The sequence below is a fragment of the Gordonia amicalis genome (genome assembly GCF_022059885.1).
Classification (GTDB): Bacteria; Actinomycetota; Actinomycetes; order Mycobacteriales; family Mycobacteriaceae; genus Gordonia; species Gordonia amicalis.
Window position 1 is genome coordinate 3256839 of record NZ_CP091855.1, and the last position, 17205, is coordinate 3274043.

16 protein-coding genes are annotated in these 17205 nt (G+C 66.4%); 9 read left to right on the forward strand and 7 right to left on the reverse strand.

The features are described from left to right. Window positions 1-38: 38 nt before the first annotated feature. Window positions 39-1517: an aldehyde dehydrogenase family protein gene (locus IHQ52_RS14935; RefSeq protein ID WP_024497966.1), complete on the reverse strand. Its 1479-nt coding sequence runs from the start codon at window positions 1515-1517 to the stop codon at window positions 39-41. A gap of 172 nt (window positions 1518-1689) precedes the next feature. Here IHQ52_RS14935 and IHQ52_RS14940 point away from each other — a divergent pair, with 172 nt between their 5' ends. Genes IHQ52_RS14940 through IHQ52_RS14960 form a run of 5 tightly spaced genes read left to right on the forward strand, consistent with a single transcriptional unit; the run spans window position 1690 to window position 6883 of the window. After that, window positions 1690-3153, forward strand: coding sequence for a pyruvate, phosphate dikinase (locus IHQ52_RS14940; protein WP_051349569.1), 1464 nt, complete (start codon window positions 1690-1692; stop codon window positions 3151-3153). Next, window positions 3150-4805, forward strand: a complete 1656-nt coding sequence (locus IHQ52_RS14945) for an AMP-binding protein (protein WP_024497968.1) — start codon at window positions 3150-3152, stop codon at window positions 4803-4805. The genes IHQ52_RS14940 and IHQ52_RS14945 overlap by 4 nt, the downstream gene beginning before the upstream one ends. A gap of 25 nt (window positions 4806-4830) precedes the next feature. Beyond that, on the forward strand, window positions 4831-5439 hold the full coding sequence (locus IHQ52_RS14950; RefSeq protein ID WP_024497969.1) for a hypothetical protein: 609 nt from the start codon (window positions 4831-4833) through the stop codon (window positions 5437-5439). A 50-nt stretch (window positions 5440-5489) separates the two neighbouring features. Next, a complete protein-coding gene (locus IHQ52_RS14955; protein ID WP_024497970.1) occupies window positions 5490-6641 on the forward strand; it encodes an amidohydrolase family protein in 1152 nt (383 codons plus the stop codon). Beyond that, on the forward strand, window positions 6638-6883 hold the full coding sequence (locus IHQ52_RS14960) for a hypothetical protein (protein WP_024497971.1): 246 nt from the start codon (window positions 6638-6640) through the stop codon (window positions 6881-6883). The genes IHQ52_RS14955 and IHQ52_RS14960 overlap by 4 nt, the downstream gene beginning before the upstream one ends. Window positions 6884-7060: 177 nt before the next feature. Here the strand turns inward: IHQ52_RS14960 and IHQ52_RS14965 are convergent, their stop codons facing one another. Beyond that, entirely contained in the window at window positions 7061-8500 is a 1440-nt protein-coding gene (locus tag IHQ52_RS14965) for a carotenoid oxygenase family protein (protein ID WP_024497972.1), read from the reverse strand. Between the two features lie 69 nt (window positions 8501-8569). Here IHQ52_RS14965 and IHQ52_RS14970 point away from each other — a divergent pair, with 69 nt between their 5' ends. Further along, window positions 8570-9136 (forward strand): TetR/AcrR family transcriptional regulator, encoded by a 567-nt coding sequence (locus IHQ52_RS14970; RefSeq protein ID WP_024497973.1) that lies wholly within the window; start codon window positions 8570-8572, stop codon window positions 9134-9136. Window positions 9137-9191: 55 nt separating this feature from the next. Here the strand turns inward: IHQ52_RS14970 and IHQ52_RS14975 are convergent, their stop codons facing one another. Genes IHQ52_RS14975 through IHQ52_RS14985 form a run of 3 tightly spaced genes read right to left on the reverse strand, consistent with a single transcriptional unit; the run spans window position 9192 to window position 14041 of the window. Then, window positions 9192-9914, reverse strand: coding sequence for an ABC transporter ATP-binding protein (locus tag IHQ52_RS14975; protein WP_024497974.1), 723 nt, complete (start codon window positions 9912-9914; stop codon window positions 9192-9194). Then, complete coding sequence (locus IHQ52_RS14980; RefSeq protein WP_024497975.1) at window positions 9911-12751, reverse strand: branched-chain amino acid ABC transporter permease/ATP-binding protein; 2841 nt, start codon at window positions 12749-12751, stop codon at window positions 9911-9913. Before IHQ52_RS14980 ends, IHQ52_RS14975 begins: the two co-directional genes overlap by 4 nt. A gap of 51 nt (window positions 12752-12802) precedes the next feature. Then, window positions 12803-14041, reverse strand: coding sequence for an ABC transporter substrate-binding protein (locus IHQ52_RS14985; RefSeq protein ID WP_024497976.1), 1239 nt, complete (start codon window positions 14039-14041; stop codon window positions 12803-12805). Between the two features lie 490 nt (window positions 14042-14531). Here IHQ52_RS14985 and IHQ52_RS14990 point away from each other — a divergent pair, with 490 nt between their 5' ends. Then, window positions 14532-15137 carry a TetR/AcrR family transcriptional regulator gene (locus IHQ52_RS14990; protein WP_024497977.1) on the forward strand — a complete coding sequence of 202 codons (606 nt, stop codon included), beginning with the start codon at window positions 14532-14534 and terminating at the stop codon, window positions 15135-15137. 3 nt (window positions 15138-15140) lie between these two features. On the opposite strand, the gene IHQ52_RS14995 is transcribed toward IHQ52_RS14990, so the two are convergent. Continuing rightward, a complete protein-coding gene (locus IHQ52_RS14995; protein WP_024497978.1) occupies window positions 15141-15428 on the reverse strand; it encodes a hypothetical protein in 288 nt (95 codons plus the stop codon). 77 nt (window positions 15429-15505) lie between these two features. On the opposite strand from IHQ52_RS14995, the gene IHQ52_RS15000 reads away from it, so the two are divergent. Next, complete coding sequence (locus IHQ52_RS15000; protein ID WP_081712394.1) at window positions 15506-16129, forward strand: TetR/AcrR family transcriptional regulator; 624 nt, start codon at window positions 15506-15508, stop codon at window positions 16127-16129. A gap of 33 nt (window positions 16130-16162) precedes the next feature. After that, entirely contained in the window at window positions 16163-16645 is a 483-nt protein-coding gene (locus IHQ52_RS15005) for an SRPBCC family protein (protein WP_024497980.1), read from the forward strand. A gap of 2 nt (window positions 16646-16647) precedes the next feature. Here IHQ52_RS15005 and IHQ52_RS15010 read toward each other — a convergent pair whose 3' ends face one another. After that, a complete protein-coding gene (locus IHQ52_RS15010) occupies window positions 16648-17151 on the reverse strand; it encodes a nuclear transport factor 2 family protein (protein WP_024497981.1) in 504 nt (167 codons plus the stop codon). Between the last annotated feature and the right edge of the window lie 54 nt (window positions 17152-17205).

The window sequence follows — 17205 nt, forward strand, 5'->3', positions numbered from 1 at the left end:
GGCCTGGTGAGTTGACGTCGCCAGCCCTCCATCGCAACTCACCCCGCGTGGAAGCTGATGCTCTTTGTCTCGAGGAACGCTTCCAGGCCTTCTTCGCCGTATTCGCGCCCGAGACCGCTGCGCTTGAACCCGCCGAAGGGTGCGGCCGGATGCATGGCTCCGGCACCGCCGTTGATGGCCAGGTAGCCGGAACGGATCTGCCGGCACATCGCGAAAGCGGTTGCGGTGTCGGCACTGTAGATGTGGCCGCCCAGTCCGTATGGGCTGTCGTTGGCGATCCGGACCGCCTCCGCGTCGTCGTCGAAGGGCAGGACGACGGCGACCGGACCGAAGATCTCCTCGCGCACGGTGGTCGCCGAATTGTCGAGGCCGGTGATGATGGTCGGGTCGTAGAAGAAGCCGCGGTCGAGGCCGGCGGTGCGTGCTCCCCCGGTCTCGATGACGCCACCGGCCCGGCGAGCGAGTTCGACGTAGTGCTCGACTCGCGCCACCTGGTGTTCTCTGATCAGCGGGCCCATACCCACCCCGTTGTCACGTGGCGGCCCGGTGCGCACGCGAGATACGGCTGCGGTGAGCATGGCGACGTACTCGCGGTAGACGTCACGGTGCACGAGATGCCGTGTCGTCAGAGCACAGCCTTGTCCCGCCTGCGTGATCAGCTGTCTCATCCCGTAGCCGACGGCGTCGGCGAGGTCGGCGTCGGAGCGCACGATGAGCGCCGACTTGCCGCCCAGTTCCAGATGAACCCGGGTGATGTTCGGGGCGGCCTGGGCGCTCACCTGTGCGCCGACACGCTCCGATCCGGTGAACGTGAGGACGTCAACCCGCGGATCGGTGGTCAGCGACCGGCTCACCTCGACGTCGCCGGACACGATGTTGAGGACACCTGGGGGGAGGTCGGCGTCGTGCGCGGCGTCGACCAGCACGAACGCTTCCAGCGGGGTCATCGGTGACGGTTTGAGGACCACCGTGTTCCCGGTCGCCAGTGCACCGCCGAGCTTGGCCATGTTGAGGAAGAACGGGAAGTTGTAGGCACTGATCGCGCCGACGACTCCGCACGGTTCCTTCATCACGACGCCGGTGCCGAGCGTGTGGCCGGGCAGCGGCGGCAGTGGGCGGGTCCAGTCCCGGTCGGATTGTTCGACGGCCCAGGCGAAATGATCGAGAGCCACGCCGACGTGGAGTCGTTCGGCGATCGCCGGGATCGCGCCGGTCTCGGCGATCACCAGGTCGGCGATCTCGGCGCGTCGTTTGTCGAGCGCCTCGGCGAACCCGGTCAGGACTCGACGACGGTCCGAACCCGACATCCGGCCCCATGGCCCTTCGTCGAAAGCGGTCCGCGCTGCGGTGACCGCGGCCTCGACTTCACGGACCGTGCCGTCGTGCCCCTGCGCGAGGATTTCTTCGGTGGCGGGATCGAGAACCTCGTTGACCGGGCCGTCGGTGTCGGTCCACCGGCCGTCGACATAGGGGCTGAATCCCGCCTCAGGCTGCCATGACGTGCCGTTTCGGGTCATCTTCGCGCTCCTCGCTCACACTGTGACCGTCTTGGTGACACCGGCCACACTTGTATGACATAGTTATACAGGTACGGAGGAGGTGAGGACGATAGCTACCGCGACGCTAGACCGCCACGGCAGCGGGTTGGCACACGTGATCCGGCTCGACGGATCGGTGCCGCTCGATCGAATGCTCGTGGGTAACAAAGGGTACGGCCTCGACGCCATGCGGCGGCACGGTTTGCCGGTACCGCCGGCCTTTGCCATCACCACCGCCGCGTGCCGAGCCTGGCAACGGGACCGGCACACGGTGATGGAGGGTGTCTGGCCCCACATCCGCGAGGCTCTCACGTGGCTCGAGTCCGAGACCGGGCGTACCTTCGCCCACGGGCCGCACCCGCTCCTGGTGAGTGTTCGCAGCGGCGCCGCCCAATCGATGCCCGGCATGATGGACACCATCCTCGACCTCGGACTCGACGACGACGTGCGCGACTCACTCGCGGCGGAATGCGGCGAGTCGTTCGCCACCGACACCCGGCAACGCTTCGTCGAGATGTACACCAAGATCGTGCTCGACGGCGCGGGCGAGGTTCCGGCGGATCCGTGGGAGCAGCTGCGCGGCGCGATCGAGGCGGTCTTCGAATCGTGGAACACCGACCGCGCCAGGGCCTACCGGGCACACCACGACCTCGACGACGATGCAGGAACCGCGGTCGTGGTGCAGGCCATGGTCTTCGGCAATCTCAACGATCGCTCCGGCAGCGGCGTGCTCTTCAGCCGCAATCCGATGACCGGTGCGCTCGAACCGTTCGGTGAATGGCTCGCCTGCAGTCAGGGCGAGGACGTCGTCGCCGGAACCCACAGCTGCGACCCGATCGACGCCCTCGGCGAGGTCCTGCCCGACGTTCACCGCCAACTCCTCGACAGCGCACGCACCCTCGAGGGCCTCGGTACCGACGTGCAGGACATCGAGTTCACCGTCGAGGACGGACAGCTCTGGATTCTGCAGACGCGCAACGCAAAACGATCAGCGGCCGCTGCCGTCCGATTCGCTCTCGCCCTCCGCGACGAGGGCGCGATCGACGACCGCGAGGTCGTCCGTCGCGTCGAACCGTCGCACATCGCGACCCTTCTCAAGCCCGCGCTGCAGCCCGAGACACGTTTTGCGGCCCCACTTCTCGCGACGGGTCTGCCCGCCTGCCCGGGGGTGGCCAGCGGTGTGGTGATCACCGACCCGGACGAGGTCATCGAAGCCGCTGACGACCAGGACGTGGTGCTGGCACGAGCCACCACCAGTCCGGACGACATCCACGGGATGCTCGCCGCCGCCGCGATCGTCACCGAACTCGGTGGCGCGACATCGCATGCCGCGGTGGTGAGCCGCGAGATCGGACGACCCGCCGTCGTCGGCTGTGGCGCGGGAACGATCACCTCGTTCGCCGGTCAGGTCGTCACCGTGGACGGCAACAACGGCGAGATACGCGCGGGTGCGCTCGAGCTGACGGCCTGGAAGATCTCCGACAGCCCGGAACTCATCGAACTCGAGGCGATCATCGACGCCGTCGACCCGTCGGCGGCCACGGCATCGCTGCTCGACAAACTCACCGCTGCGCGCGCAGCCCTGGACTCCACGACCTGGGGGGATGACGAATGACCGCTGTGACCGAGTCTGCCGACACCGTCACCCCGGATGCGGCCGTCACGTGGGGCCCGGGCCGGACCGACACCGTCATCAACATCGTCGAACGCGCCGTCCGCGACGCCGGCGACGCCGTCTTCCTCGACTTCTCCGGTGACGTGCTGACCTATCGCGAGGTGTGGGACCGCGCTCTCCGTCGGGCGGTCGGCCTGCGGTCGCTGGGCGTCGGTCCCGGAGACACGGTGCTGTGCGTCCTCGACAACAACGCCGACGCCGTCGTGTCCTGGTTTGCCGCGAACGCTCTCGGCGCGGTCTGGGTGCCGGTGAACACCGCGTTGAAGGCCGACTTCCTCCGGCACCAGGCCGCCGATTCGGGCGCGAAGGTCGCCATCGTCGAAGCGGACTACGCGCAGCGTTTCCTCGAGATCGAGGACGGCTTGCCGGAACTCACTCACCTCGCCTACCGCGGGGACGCGAGCGCGTCCCTGAACCTGGTCACCGCGTTGCCCCTGGCGGAGGTCGACGCCGTCGGCGTCGGTGAGAAGTTCACTCCGGTACCGGTCGGCTACCGCGACCTGTCGATGCTGATCTACACGTCGGGCACCACAGGCCCGTCGAAGGGCTGCATGATCAGCCACAACTATGCCGCGAACCTGGCCGCGACCAGTGCGGCGAAACGCGATCGCAGCCATACCCTCTGGACGCCGCTCCCCCTCTTCCACCTCAATGCGGCGGCGACGTCGGTGCTCGCGACGGCGGTCAACCAGTCGACGCTGGCGATTGCCCCGCGGTTCTCGCTGTCGAACTTCTGGCCGGAGGTGGAACGTACCGGGGCACGGCGGGTCTCGATCCTGGGCGTGATGATCTCGCTCATCGCCTCGATGCCCGACACCCCGGAGATGCTGCGCTGCCACGGGCAGATCGTGCAGGTCGGCGGTGCGCCGTGGACCCCGGAACTGATCGAGACCTGGCGGACCCGCTTCGGCGTGAAGTCGGCCGGCAGCGCGGTGTTCGGGCTCACCGAGGCCACCTACATCACCAGCACACCCCCCGACATGTCCCCGCCGCTCGGATGCGCCGGCCGTCGCAACAACGACTTCGACGTCCGGATCGTCGACGACGAGGACAACGAGGTCCCCGACGGTCAGCCCGGCGAGATCATCCTCCGACCCCGACGCCCGCACATCATGTTCGAGGGCTACTGGCGACGCCCGGAGGCCACACTCGCCGTGACCCGTAGTCTCTGGTTCCACACCGGCGACATCGGCCGATTCGACGACGACGGCTGGCTTTGGTTCGTCGACCGCAAGAAGGACTATCTGCGGCGCCGCGGCGAGAACATCTCCAGCTTCGAACTCGAACGCACCTTCCGGAGCCATCCAGACGTGTCCGAAGTCGCCGTGCATGCCGTGCCGTCGGAGTTCACCGAAGACGACATCAAGGTGACCGCGATCCTCGTCGAGGATTCGACGCTGACCGAAGAACAATTGTGCGCCTGGTCGCTGGACAAACTGCCCTACTTCGCAGTGCCGCGTTACATTGAGTTCCGGCCGGAACTGCCGAAGAACGCGACCGGCAAGGTCCTGAAATATCAACTGCGCGACGAGGGTGTCACACCGTCGACATGGGTCATCGACTCGTCGGATCTCACGATCGCCAAACGCTGAACCCGACTCGAGGAGAATGCAGACGATGACCGAACTCGATGTGCTGCAAGCGGTTCGACTCAAGGGTCGGGCGACGGCAGAGCAGCTGAGCGCGACGACCGGACTCGATGCCACCGAACTGCAGCAGATGCTGGATCAACTCGTCGCCGCAGAGCACGTGATCGCCAAGGGACCGCTCGTCCGCGTCAGCGAATCCGGTCGTGAGCGCCTCGCGGAGTTGCTCGCCGCCGAGCGCGCAGACATCGACGCCGACGCCTTCGCGGCGGCGTACTCGTCGTTCCGGGATGTCAACGGCGACTTCAAGGCGCTCATCACCGACTGGCAACTCCGTGACGGACAACCGAACCCGCATGACGACGCCGACTATGACGCCGGCGTCCTGGCCAGGCTCCCCGAGATCCATGACCGCGTCTCGGTGGTCGTCGACGAGGCCGGACGTCACCTGCCCCGACTGTCGCGGTACGGCACCAAACTCGACGAGGCGCTGGCGAAGCTGACCGCCGGTGACACCTCGTGGCTGGCCAGGCCGATCGCCGACTCGTACCACACCGTGTGGTTCGAACTGCACGAAGAACTCATCCTGGCCGCGGGACTCACCCGCGACGCCGAAGCCAAGGCGGGACACGCACAGTGACCCCGCTGCACGATCACCGGATTCACCTGATCTGAGGAGTGGCATCCACCATGCCGTTGCAAGACCACATGCAGTTGATCTCGACCGACGACCATCTCATCGAGCATCCGATGCTGTGGCAGGACCGCTTGCCGTCGAAGTACCTCGACGCCGGTCCGCGCATCATCGAGAAGGTCATGAACGAGGGCAACCCGCCCGCGCAGGTGTGGCAGTGGGAAGGTCGCGTCTACCCGTACATCGGTCTCAACGCGGTCGCCGGCAAGAAACCCGAGGAGTACGGCGCCGAACCTGTGCGGTACGACGACATGCTGCCGGGCTGCTACGACCCGAAGGCACGGATCACCGACATGGACATCGACGGTGTCCATGCGGCGCTGTGCTTCCCGTCGTTCCCCAAGTTCGCCGGCACCGTCTTCCTCCAAGGCGAGGACAAGGATCTCGCCCTGCTGTGTGTGCAGGCGTGGAACGACTACGTGCTCGACGAGTGGTGCCCCACCGCGCCCGACCGCTACATCCCGATGACGATCATGCCGCTGTGGGATGTGGACCTGTGCATCAAGGAGATCGAGCGGACCGTCGACCGGGGCGCCCGGGCGATCTCGTTCGTGGAAAACCCGGTGCCGCTGGGACTTCCGTCGTACCACACCGACCACTGGGATCGGTTCTTCGACGCATGTGAAGACCACGATCAGGTGCTGTCGATCCACTTCGGTACGTCGGGCAAGCCGCCGATCACCGCACCCGAGGCGCCGATGGCGGTGATGATCGCCCTGTTCGGCTGCAATTCGATGTACGCGACCGCTGACCTGCTGTTCTCACCGGTGTTCCACCGCCACGACAAGCTGAAGTTCGCGCTGTCCGAGGGCGGCATCGGCTGGGTGCCGTACATGCTGGAACGCATCGACGCCACATGGGAGAAGCACCGCTACTACCAGAACATCAACCAGACGGTCCGGCCGTCGGATGTGTTCCGCAAGCACATGTTCGGGTGCTTCATCGAGGACCAGCACGGCATCGACAACCGCTACGCCGTCGGCATCGACAACATCACCTGGGAGTGCGACTACCCGCACAGCGACTCCAACTGGCCCAACAGCCGTAAGGTCGTCGCCGAGCAGATGGTGAACGTCCCCGACGAGGACGTCCACAAGATGGTGGAACTCAACGCCCGCAAGCTGTTCCGATTCGAACGCACGTCATGACCGAGCGTCGCGAACACGAACTGGTCGAACAGATCCCGGCCGCCGACTGGGTCGACCAGGATCTGCTGACCCGCCAGATGTCGGCAGAGCTGTTGAGCGACGAGATCGTCTCGGAGGAGACACGTCTCGCCGCTATGGCGGACAGTGACCTCTCGGACTCGGACCGGAATGCTGCCGAACAGCTGCTCCGCCGCCGGATCGACGCCATGAAAGCCGCTCGCGCGAGTTATCTGGAGCGGTAGGCTCCACGATTCTCACACCTCAGGGAGCGATGGCATCACTGCTGGTTGAGCCGGTACCGAGCGTAGCGAGGAACCGCGTCGAAGCCAGCCCCCACCGCTCAATCTGCGACGGCATCACTGCTGGTTGAGCCGGTACCGAGCGTAGCGAGGAACCGCGTCGAAGCCAGCCCCCACCGCTCAATCCGCGACGGCCTTGTACGCCCCGTGGAAGGTCATGGGCACGTGATGCCGGAGGGTGGCCGCCGCGACCGGGCCCGCGCTCGGACGTTCGGCGTTCAGCACGACCAACCGGGAACGCTTGTCCGACGGCCGGTGTTCGAGGCTGAGCAACCAGCCGCGACCCTCGCCCGGGTTCTCGGGGTCCTCGGCGAACAGCGGCTCGCAGACGGTGTTGCCCGGTGTGGTGTACCGATCCTGGGTGCCGGTCGTCGTGTCGACGGTGGTGATCGAATCGGGGTCGCCACCGCGTACGGAGGCCTCAGCCAAATACGTATAGCGGTGTGCGGTGGTCACGAGCCGCGGATCAACCTGCGGGAACTCACAACCGAGTTCGTTGAGCTGTTCGCGCGTCACCGCCTCGGTGTTGCGATTGATGCGCAGGCGGGTGAGAGTACCGCCGAACGCGGGTCCGGCCTTGGCGCGGAAGTTACAGAGGTAGTTGTTCCACTGCGTCCATCCGCCGGTCGCGTCGTGGGCGACGATGTCGACGACGGTCTCGGGTCCGGCTTCGTAGGCGTTCGCCACATGGAAGTGGAACAACGAATCCGTCTCGATGCGTGTGGCTTTCCCGCCGTCACGCGGTACGAGGACGATGGTCGTGCCCAACTCCGGTTTGTATGACAGCGCCTCGCCGAACGGCCGCAACCCGAGCGCGACCGGGATGGGCCGGCTGACGACGAGCGGCCCGAGGACGAACACGAGATGACGCTCGGTCAGTGCGAAGTCGTGGACGAAGCCGAGCTTCGGGATGGGCACCGTGCCGACGCTGTGCAGGCGACGCGACTTGTCGAGGCGGTAGCAGCGGAGCATCGGGCGCGGGAAGAAGTCGAGCCCGAAATTGAACACCCCGCGGGTGCGCGGATCGATCTTCGGATGCGCGGAGAACGCGCCCAGGCGTTTCAGCCCGCCGTCAAAGGATTCGCTGCCGTACGTCTCGAGTGTCTCGGCGTCGAGGCGGTGCGGTCGGCCGCCCTCCCAGAGGGAGTAGAGAACGTCGTCGTGGACGAGAACGCTGGTGTTGGACATGTTCTCGGGGAACTTGAGGACATTCGCCAGCGGACCGCCGACCCGCTGGGTGTTGAACCCCTTCGGCGGGAGTCGGGTCTCGTTGGCGCGCTTGAAACTGCGCGTGCGGACGTACCGATTCCGGTAGTGAACCCCGTCTGGCGAGATGTCGAGACGGGACACCATCCCGTCTCCATCGAAGATGTGGGTCATCGGGTGCCCACCGATCTCGAAGCGTCCCGGACCGATCCGGTACAGGACGCCACGCAGGGACTGCGGGATCTCGCCGTCGATGTCGTCGACCACGTAGTCGAACTCTTCGTGCTGAGAATCCCACGGGGATTCTCCGTCGGTCTCGCGTGTACTCGTCCGGGTCAGGTCTGATACAGGCATGACCGAAGAGTCTCATACGTGAGACAAATTCGGCAAGGGTGTCGCAGGAGGGTGTTCTAGGATGGCGGAATGTCCAGCGGCGAAGACCTGACGAGTGCGGCACGCGCCGTTGCGCGTCGAGTCGGTGTCGGCGCGCTCACTCTGGCGGCCGTGGCCAAGGAGGCCGGCATCAGCCGGGCCACCATCTACCGCCGGTACGCCTCGCGCGACCAGCTGCTCTCGGCCATCGTGTCCTCGGAGCTCGATGCGCTCGAACGGGTCATGTTGAGCCGCCTGCGATTCGCCGACGACCCGCGGGACACGATCTACATGCTCGTCCGCGAGGTGCTCGACTACAACGCCAACAACGAGCTGGTCCAGGCCGCTCTGCGGTACGACGCGGCATCGTTGACGCCCTGGCTGATCCGGCATGAGGGACATCCGACACTGATCGACATCGTGACCGACCGTGCGCTGGCGTTCATCACCGAATCACCCGTGGCCAGTTACCTGTCCCCCAGTCCCGAGGCCGCCGTCGAGTTCATGGTCAGCGCCGTGTGCGCCGAGTTGCTGTCCCCCGCCCGGTTTCTCACCCACGCCGACATCGCCAACCGCATCACCGACGCCATCTACCGGCCGCAGCCCGAGACCGCCTGAGCCGAGGCCCTCGGGCGCGACGGCCGACGACTCGCCGACGCGCTTCCGTGGACGTCTACGCGCGTGCGGTGCCGAGGTAGGCCTCCTCGATCCGCTCGATGTCCGTCGACAACGCGGCTGCCGAATCCTCGAGACCCACTTCCCCATGGACCAACACCACGGCACGGTCGGCGATACCGAGAGCCAGCCGGACATGCTGCTCGACGAGGATCACCGCCGTCTGCTCGGTGTCGGCGACGTCACGCAGGACCGGCAGGATCGACTCGACGACGATGGGTGCCAGACCCATGCTCAGCTCGTCGATGAGCAGGACCTTCGGGTTCTGCAGGAGCGCACGCGCGATGGCCAGCATCTGCTGTTCGCCACCCGAGAGATCCCCGGCCGCCACCGACAGACGTTTGGTCAGTGACGGGAAGTGCGCGAGCACCTTGTCGAGCGCTTCGGCACGTGTCCTGCCCTTCAGGTGGGTTGCCAGGTGAAGGTGCTGACGGGTCGTCAGACGGCGGAACAGCGCACGATCGTCGGGCACCAGCACAAGACCGGCGCGGACCGCCGCACGGGCATCGCCGGAGCGCACCGCCTGCCCGGCGACGGTGACGTCCCCGCCGAGTCGGGGCAGCAACCCCGCGAGAGTCGTCAGCAGCGTCGTCTTCCCGGCTCCATTCGGCCCGAGTAGGGCGACGATCTCTCCCGCGTTCACGGACAGGTCGAGCCCGTGGACGCAGGGGTTCCCGCGGCTGTATCCCGCGTCGAGGTTGCGACATTCCAGCACGGTCACGACATCTCCCCCACTACCTCGGACTTCGGCTGTGCGCCTTCGGGTTCCCCGGTTGTCCCGGCGTCCTCTGGGCCGGCCATCGCCGACGACGGTGTGCCCAGGTAGGCCCCGACGACTGCGGGCGAGCTCCGGATCTCATCGGGTGTGCCGTCGGCGATGACGGTACCGAGGTCGAGCACGATCACCCGATCGCACAGGTTCAGCACCAGATCCATGTCGTGATCGACCAGGATCATCGAGACACCGTGAGCGCGAGCAGCTCTCAGTCTTTCTCCCAGCCAGCGGCTCTCGGTGCTGTCGAGTCCGGCGGCGGGCTCGTCGAGAAGGGCCACCCGTGGCTGACCGGCGAGCACGCGCGCGACCGCCACCAGTTGCCGCTGCCCCTGAGACAGATCTGCGGCCGGAATGTCCCGGAGCTGCTCGATCTCGAGCATCTGCAGCACATCTCGCACGTTCTCGGACGTGTCACCAGGTGCGCGTCGTGCCGCGATCGCCAGATTCTCGGCGACGGACAGTTCACCGTAGAGCTCGATGTCCTGGAAGGTACGCCCCAGTCCGGCGCGACTCCGGCGATGCGGCGCCAGACCGTCGAGCGAGACACCGTCGAGGGTGACCGACCCGTCTGCCGTCGCGAAACCGCTGATGGCGTCGATGAGTGTGGTCTTGCCGGCGCCGTTCGGGCCGATCAAGCCGACGATCTCCCCGGCCCGGACGTCGAAGCCGGCGTCGTGGACCGCGGTGACCGCACCGTAGCGGACGGTGACGTCACGGACCGAGAGGACCACCGTTCCGGTCGGCGGCGCCGTGACGTCGGTGGTCGGCGTCGCAGGCACGGCGACCGGTTGTTCCGTCGACGATTTCGACGCGACGCCTCGCTTCGCTCGGTGTCGGCTCAACCGGCGTGGGGTGCCGCGATGACCCGGGTACGGCACCTTGTGGAGGTACCCGGCGAGCCCGTCGGGACTGGTGACGACGGTGAGCACCAGCAGGATTCCGCTGATGAGCATGTAGTAGTCGCCGAAGGAGCCGTACTTGTCGGCGACGAAGTACATGACGCCGCCGGGTGCGATGACTCCCGCCAGCAGCGCGCCGGATATCGACGTCACGCCGGCGACGTAGGTGACCGCGAAGAGGCCGATGCCGGCGAAGACCGCATACGTGCCGGCCGTCGCGAGGGTTTGCTGGTAGGCCAGAAGCGCGCCGCCGAGGCCGGCCAGGAACGACGCGAACGCGAAGGCGACCAGTTTGGTGACCCCGACGTTGATACCGGCGGCGGCCGCCGACCGTTCGTTGGCCCGGACCGCGAGCATCGACGCTCCCAGACCACTACGACGCAGCGCCGCGACGCCGTAGGCGACGACCGTCAGGACGACGAGGCACAGGATGCCGAACGCGAGACGCGGATAGCCCTCGCCCGCACCGATGCCGAGGTCGATGCCGAAGATCGACGGTGAATCCACCGGTGCGCCTTGCAGACCGCCGTTGAGGGACGGGTTTCGGAACCAGAACGCCTCGCAGAAGACCGCGAGGGCGAGGGTTGCGACCATGAGGGGCAAACCACGCACACGCAGGGCCGGCAGTCCCACGACGACGCCGATGACCGTCGCGGCGCAGGCGGCGAGAAGCGGTGCGATCGGGAAGGGCAGATTCAGGTCGTCGGTCAGCCTGCTCAGTGCGTACGCCCCGACTCCTGCCAGGGTCAGCTGTGCCAGTGACACCTGTCCGGCGTATCCGGTGACCACCACCTGGGATAGCGCGATGATCGCGTAGATCATGGTGGCGATCACGGCCAGCCGCAGACTGCCGGAGGTGGTGAGGAGAGCAATGACGGCGACGACGATGGCGATGATCCCCGGGACCAGCAGATGCTCGGGGCGGGGTGAGCGGCCGAGGTCCTGGCGGATGACTGCTCCGCGTCCGGGCAGGGGCTGTCCGCGGACGAGGAGGAATCCGATGATGAGGATCAGCGGAACCGCCTCGGCCACACCGGCGTCGGGCATCCAGTCCCAGGTCGTCTGCAGCTTGGTGGCCTCCGACTGGAGCATGCCGATGACGAGTCCGGCGGCGACGGTCACCGAGATGGCGGTGAAGTTGCCGACGAGTGCGGCGGCCAGCGCCGGCACGATGAACATCGTGTAGGCGACGGGGTTGAGTGGCACGATCGGAGCGATCAGCACACCGCCGAGTCCGGCGGTTGCCGAGGAGAGGGCCCAGTTGGCGACCGCAATGCGATCGGGCGACAGCCCGGTGACCAGCGCTCCCTTCTCGGATTCGGCGGCGGCCTCGGTGGCGACGCCGAATCGGGTGTAGCGCAGGACGAGTCCGGCGCAGATTGCCAGACCGACGATGACGACCGCGAGCAGCAGGCGGTCCGTCGGCACGGCGCTGGAGCCGATCTTGAACGTGGAGACCTTGAAGATGGGTCCGACACTCGGGGTGTTCTCCCCGACGCGTAGTCCGATGAGCGCCTGGATCACCATCATCAGGCCGATGGCCGCAACCGCCTTGGCCAGGGTGGGCGCTGTCCGCATCGGGCGGAAGACGAGCAGGTACAGGATGACACCGAGGATCGCCGCGATCACCACGGAGATCGCTACCGCGGCAGCGACTCCGACATCCGACCCCAGGTCGATGGTCGTCGGGAAGCCGGGTATGGGGTTGAGGAGTTCCCCTTTCCGCAGGAAGGCGTAGGTGTAGGCGGCGTAGAGGGCGACGGCGCCGGTGGCGATGTTGACCACGCCGGAACTCTTGAAGGTCATCACCAGGGCGAGACCGAGTGCGGCGAAAACGGCCCCGTTGCCGAGGCCGAGGATCAGGAACGCGAGATGGTCGGTCATGGAACTCCTCGATCGGGGCCGCGCCGGGACGCGGCCCCGATCTGTTCGGAATCAGTTGGTGTTGGTGGCGACGGTGTTCTCGAGTTTGGCGTCGGCGGTCACGTCGCTGACCAGGATCGCCTTGCTGCACAGCGACGTCAGCGGCGGGAAGGCCTTGCCGTCACAGGTGAAGGTGATTCCCGGAGCAGCCGGCAGCGGTACGTCCTTGGCCCCGGCCAGCGCCTTCTTGAACGTCTGCGCGTCGACGGTTCCGTCGAGGCCGTTGAGCTCCCCGAGCGCGGCGACGACCTGGTAGCCGATGTAGGCCAGGCCGGCCGGATCGGTGTCCGGGGCGTACTGCGCCATGACGCTGCGGTACTGGGTGACGCTCGGGTCGTCGGAGCTGAGGTTCACCGTGGTGAACGCCTTGGAGCCGGACACGGCCTCGTTGCCGACGGCGTCGAGGACGGGCTTGTCGAGGCAACTGGCGATCAGGTACTTCTTGGCGTCCGGTGCGACGGTCTGCAGCGTCTTGAGCACCGAGATGCACTGGCGGGTGTCACCGAGGATGCTCACCGCGTCGGGGTTGTCGGCGAGGCCGGCGGTGATCTGCGGGGTCAGGTCCGCGGCACCGGTCGGGATCGTGACGACGTTGAGGGCCACGCCCGCGCGCTGGAACATCGGGTCACCGAGTGCCTTGACCGACGCGGCCGCGTCGCCGGAGTCGCCGATGATGAGGCTGACCTTCTTGAGGCCGTCCTTTGCGGCGGTGGCGGCCTGGCCGGCGAGCACCGCGACGATGCCGCCGGAGAGCATGAACGACCCGGGCGTCGCCATCTCGGCCTGTGAGACCGGAGCCTGTGCGACGTAGGGGATTCCGGCGCCGGCGACGATCGGCAGCATTACCGCACCCTGCGCGCCGAGCGGTGACACGACGACCGAGACCTTTTCCTCGACCATCTGGTTGGCGCACTTGGTCGCCGAGGCCGGCTCCTCCTGCTGCTTGCACACCACGAGGTCGATCTTGTGCCCGCCGATGCCGCCGCCATTGTTGTTCAGGTATTCGACGGCCGCTTCACCTCCCTCGCGCACCATCGGCGTCGTCACCGCACCGCCCTCGGGCGTGATGAATCCGATCTTGATCGGGTCGCCGGTCGCCGCGTTGCTGGGTAGCGAGCTGGTCTCTCCGGCGCTCGAGCTGTCCGAACTGTCGTCGGCGCATGCCGTGAGTGTGCCGAGAGTCAGGACGCTCGCGCAGCCGAGGACGGCGGTCGTGCGTACGACGCGTTTGAGTGCAACTGGTGATTTCAACTGCGATCCCTTCGATAGGAGATGACGCCGCGCGCGGGGTGCTGCGGAAGCCGTGATCGGTGGTCGGCGTCGTGGTGACTGTAGACCCGACCGTGTCGGATATGCGGATGTTCGGGAAAAATTCGGGTGGCTAATCGTGCTGGGCTGCAACTGAATTGGAAGTCAGAACAACAGGCGGCGCAACGACTCCACGACCGTTGCCGGCTCGGGCGCCGACCCTCCAGCGCTTGGCGATGGCCCCTCCCCGCCGGGGCCGACAGACCCGCATGAGCTCTCACCACCCCTCGTTGAACCGCGTCTCGTTGTTCCCGCCGGCTGAGTAGCGCCGAACGAGCGCAGCGAGTACGTCGCGTATCGAAGCCCGTGTCCTGCGTCACAGTGGACCTAGAGGCAAAAGTTAGACCACCATCCAGAAATCGGTGGGCGAATGTAAGAATTGGTCCCCAGGAGCGCCACCCGGCTGCTCGACGACCCCGACGGAGGCACACAGATGACCGAGGCTGCGCCCGTCGGACGTCGTGAGAAGAACAAGCAGCAGACGCGCGACCGACTGCTGACCGCGGCTCGCGACCTCCTCGCCACCCGCGGCACGGATGCGACGGTCGAGGAGATCGCGGAGCGTGCCGAGGTCTCCCGCGCGACCTTCTTCAACTACTTCCCCAGCAAGGATGATCTCGTCACTGCGTTGTACGCCGAGCTGATGAGCGTCTTCGGGCGCGTCGTCGACTCGATGCTGCGACGACCGGTCAGTACCCACGATCGCGTGGTCGGCGTGTTCATCGACTTCGCGCAGTCATCGCTTTCCGATCCCGACTACATGCGTGTGGTGACCGGAGAGATCGAGCGTCTGGCGACGGCGTCGGAGGGCCTTGGCGAGCGCAGCCATCTGTTCACCGCTCAAGTGCGGCGTCTGATCGAGCCGGGCCTGGAACAAGGCGACGTGCGCACCGACCATCCGGTCGAGTTCCTCGCCCAGATGGTGGCGGCGATCTACCTGTCGACGATGCGATACTGGCGGATCGATCCCGACCTCGACATCACCGAAACATTCGAGCGCGCAGGACGATACGCGGCCGAATCGATCGTTCCTCGCTGAGCGTCACGCGTCCTTCGGTCGCGGCACCTCGTTCTCCCAGCGAGCACGACGCTCGTCGTCGGTCTGCTCCCACCAGGGAGTACCTCGCTCCCCCAACGCGACTTTCGCCGCCTGGACGCCGGCGCGCGACTCGGGCGCACCCTGTGTCCGTTTCACGTCCCGTCGCCACGCCATGAGGATCGACTGCAGTTCGGATCGGCGCTCGTCCGGTATGAGCGGGTCGGTGGCACGCCACTTGCGACCGTTGATCACCATGTAGCGGCCGTCGGGGGTGTGCTCCGGATCCGTCATGGGTCCACGGTGCCATGGGCACGAGTCTCTCCGCCGCAACCATTGTTTCGCGCCAGCGGCAGCTATATCCTTTAGCTATGGCTACAGCCTATAGCTCATCGCGAAGGTCCGACCGTCGGCAGACGACGATCGACGAGGCTATCGGCCATGCTCGCGACATCATCGCCGAGCAGGGAGCGGGAGCGGTGTCCATCTCCGAGATCGCTCGGCGGATGCAGATGCGACCCCCGTCGCTCTACAAGTACTTCCCGTCGCTGAATGCGCTGTACGACAGCCTGTTCGCGGAGGGGAACGTCGAACTGACCCGGTACGTCGACGACGCACGCATCGGCCATGAGCCAGGGCTGGACCGGCTGCTCGAACAGTCACGGGCGATAGTCCGATGGTCGATGACCGAGCCTGGGCTGGCCGCGCTGTTGTTCTGGCGACCGGTGCCGGGTTTCGAGCCCAGCGACGCGGCGTTCGCCCCCGCGCGGGCGCTGGTGGACCAGGCTCGAGAGGATCTGGCGACCGCGGTCATGCGCGGTGAACTGAGCCCCGGTGCCGACTCCGAGGATGCCTTGCGCCTCCTCACGTCGGTCGTCTCGGGCATTGGTTCACAGCAGATGTCGAACGAACCGGGCGCCACCTACGAATCAGGTGCTTACACGCGACTACTCGACGACGCCCTGCAGATGTGGGTGCGTCACTTCACGCCCTGAGCGAGCCTCGGGGCACTCAAGGAAGGAACCACCATGCGTCAGGATCTCACCGGCGACTCGGTGTCGCGCCACATCGACGCGAGCCCCGAGGAGTTGTACGACATCGTCTCCGACGTCACGCGCACACCCGAGTTGTCCTCGGAGATAGCGGATGTGAAGTGGCTCAACGGGGCGACCGGTCCGGCCGTCGGTGCGCGATTCCGTGCCCGCAACAGCGCCGGCCGCGGACCGGACTGGTTCAACAAACCCGTCATCACGGTCGCCGATCGTGGGCGTGAGTTCGCCTTCGAGCGGACGGAATGGATCGGCGGCACTCTGCGGTGGAGCTACCGGTTCGAGCCCGACGCGGCGGGCACGTCCGTCACCGAATCGTACGAAGTGACCAAGCCGCTCAATGCCTTCGGGTGGTTCCTGATCGGCACGCTCTACGGCCTCAAGGACCGAAAGACGGATCTGCGGCACGGCATGACGGAGACGCTCGAGCGACTTGCGGCGATGGTTCGACAGCCGGCGTAACACTATTCCGAGTTGTCGAAAGTTCCTACGTGCACCGTGGCGTCCTCGCCGAGTGGGCGTCGCAGTGACCATCGTTCGGTGAGCTTGCTGGCCGACATCTTCCACTCGTCGTCCTCGACGACGTATTCGTCGTCGTACTCCCCCGTCATCACGGTCTCGGTGCGGTCGAGCAGATTCACCTGACGGAACTTCAGCGTCCAGCGACCGGTCGCCGTCGTCTCGGAGGTCAGAGTGATGTCGGGATGGTGGCCATGATGCATGTCGAAGATGACGTACTGCCCGTCGACCTTGTGCAGGGCCACCTGCTCGAAGATCGTCGCCATCGGCTCCGCGTCGTCGAATGTGCCCAGCGGGCCGTAGTCGATGCGTGCGCCTCGAGCGATGAAGCAGCTGCGAAAGCCGTTCACATCCTTCGCATCACAGGAACGCCAATACCGATGCTTGAGCTGCTTGATGGCTTCGATGTGCGCGAGTTCATCGAGACGACGAGTGGCGTCGGTGTCCATGAGTTCACCATAAGGGCTGGGCTGCGGAACCGAGCCCTACCGGAGACGTTGAAT

Coding starts and splice junctions, on each gene's coding strand:
- IHQ52_RS14935 (WP_024497966.1), bottom strand. CDS start 1,517: ATGACCCGAAACGGCACGTCATGGCAGCCTGAGGCGGGATTCAGCCCC.
- IHQ52_RS14940 (WP_051349569.1), top strand. CDS start 1,690: ATGCTCGTGGGTAACAAAGGGTACGGCCTCGACGCCATGCGGCGGCAC.
- IHQ52_RS14945 (WP_024497968.1), top strand. CDS start 3,150: ATGACCGCTGTGACCGAGTCTGCCGACACCGTCACCCCGGATGCGGCC.
- IHQ52_RS14950 (WP_024497969.1), top strand. CDS start 4,831: ATGACCGAACTCGATGTGCTGCAAGCGGTTCGACTCAAGGGTCGGGCG.
- IHQ52_RS14955 (WP_024497970.1), top strand. CDS start 5,490: ATGCCGTTGCAAGACCACATGCAGTTGATCTCGACCGACGACCATCTC.
- IHQ52_RS14960 (WP_024497971.1), top strand. CDS start 6,638: ATGACCGAGCGTCGCGAACACGAACTGGTCGAACAGATCCCGGCCGCC.
- IHQ52_RS14965 (WP_024497972.1), bottom strand. CDS start 8,500: ATGCCTGTATCAGACCTGACCCGGACGAGTACACGCGAGACCGACGGA.
- IHQ52_RS14970 (WP_024497973.1), top strand. CDS start 8,570: ATGTCCAGCGGCGAAGACCTGACGAGTGCGGCACGCGCCGTTGCGCGT.
- IHQ52_RS14980 (WP_024497975.1), bottom strand. CDS start 12,751: ATGACCGACCATCTCGCGTTCCTGATCCTCGGCCTCGGCAACGGGGCC.
- IHQ52_RS14990 (WP_024497977.1), top strand. CDS start 14,532: ATGACCGAGGCTGCGCCCGTCGGACGTCGTGAGAAGAACAAGCAGCAG.
- IHQ52_RS14995 (WP_024497978.1), bottom strand. CDS start 15,428: ATGACGGATCCGGAGCACACCCCCGACGGCCGCTACATGGTGATCAAC.
- IHQ52_RS15000 (WP_081712394.1), top strand. CDS start 15,506: ATGGCTACAGCCTATAGCTCATCGCGAAGGTCCGACCGTCGGCAGACG.
- IHQ52_RS15005 (WP_024497980.1), top strand. CDS start 16,163: ATGCGTCAGGATCTCACCGGCGACTCGGTGTCGCGCCACATCGACGCG.
- IHQ52_RS15010 (WP_024497981.1), bottom strand. CDS start 17,151: ATGGACACCGACGCCACTCGTCGTCTCGATGAACTCGCGCACATCGAA.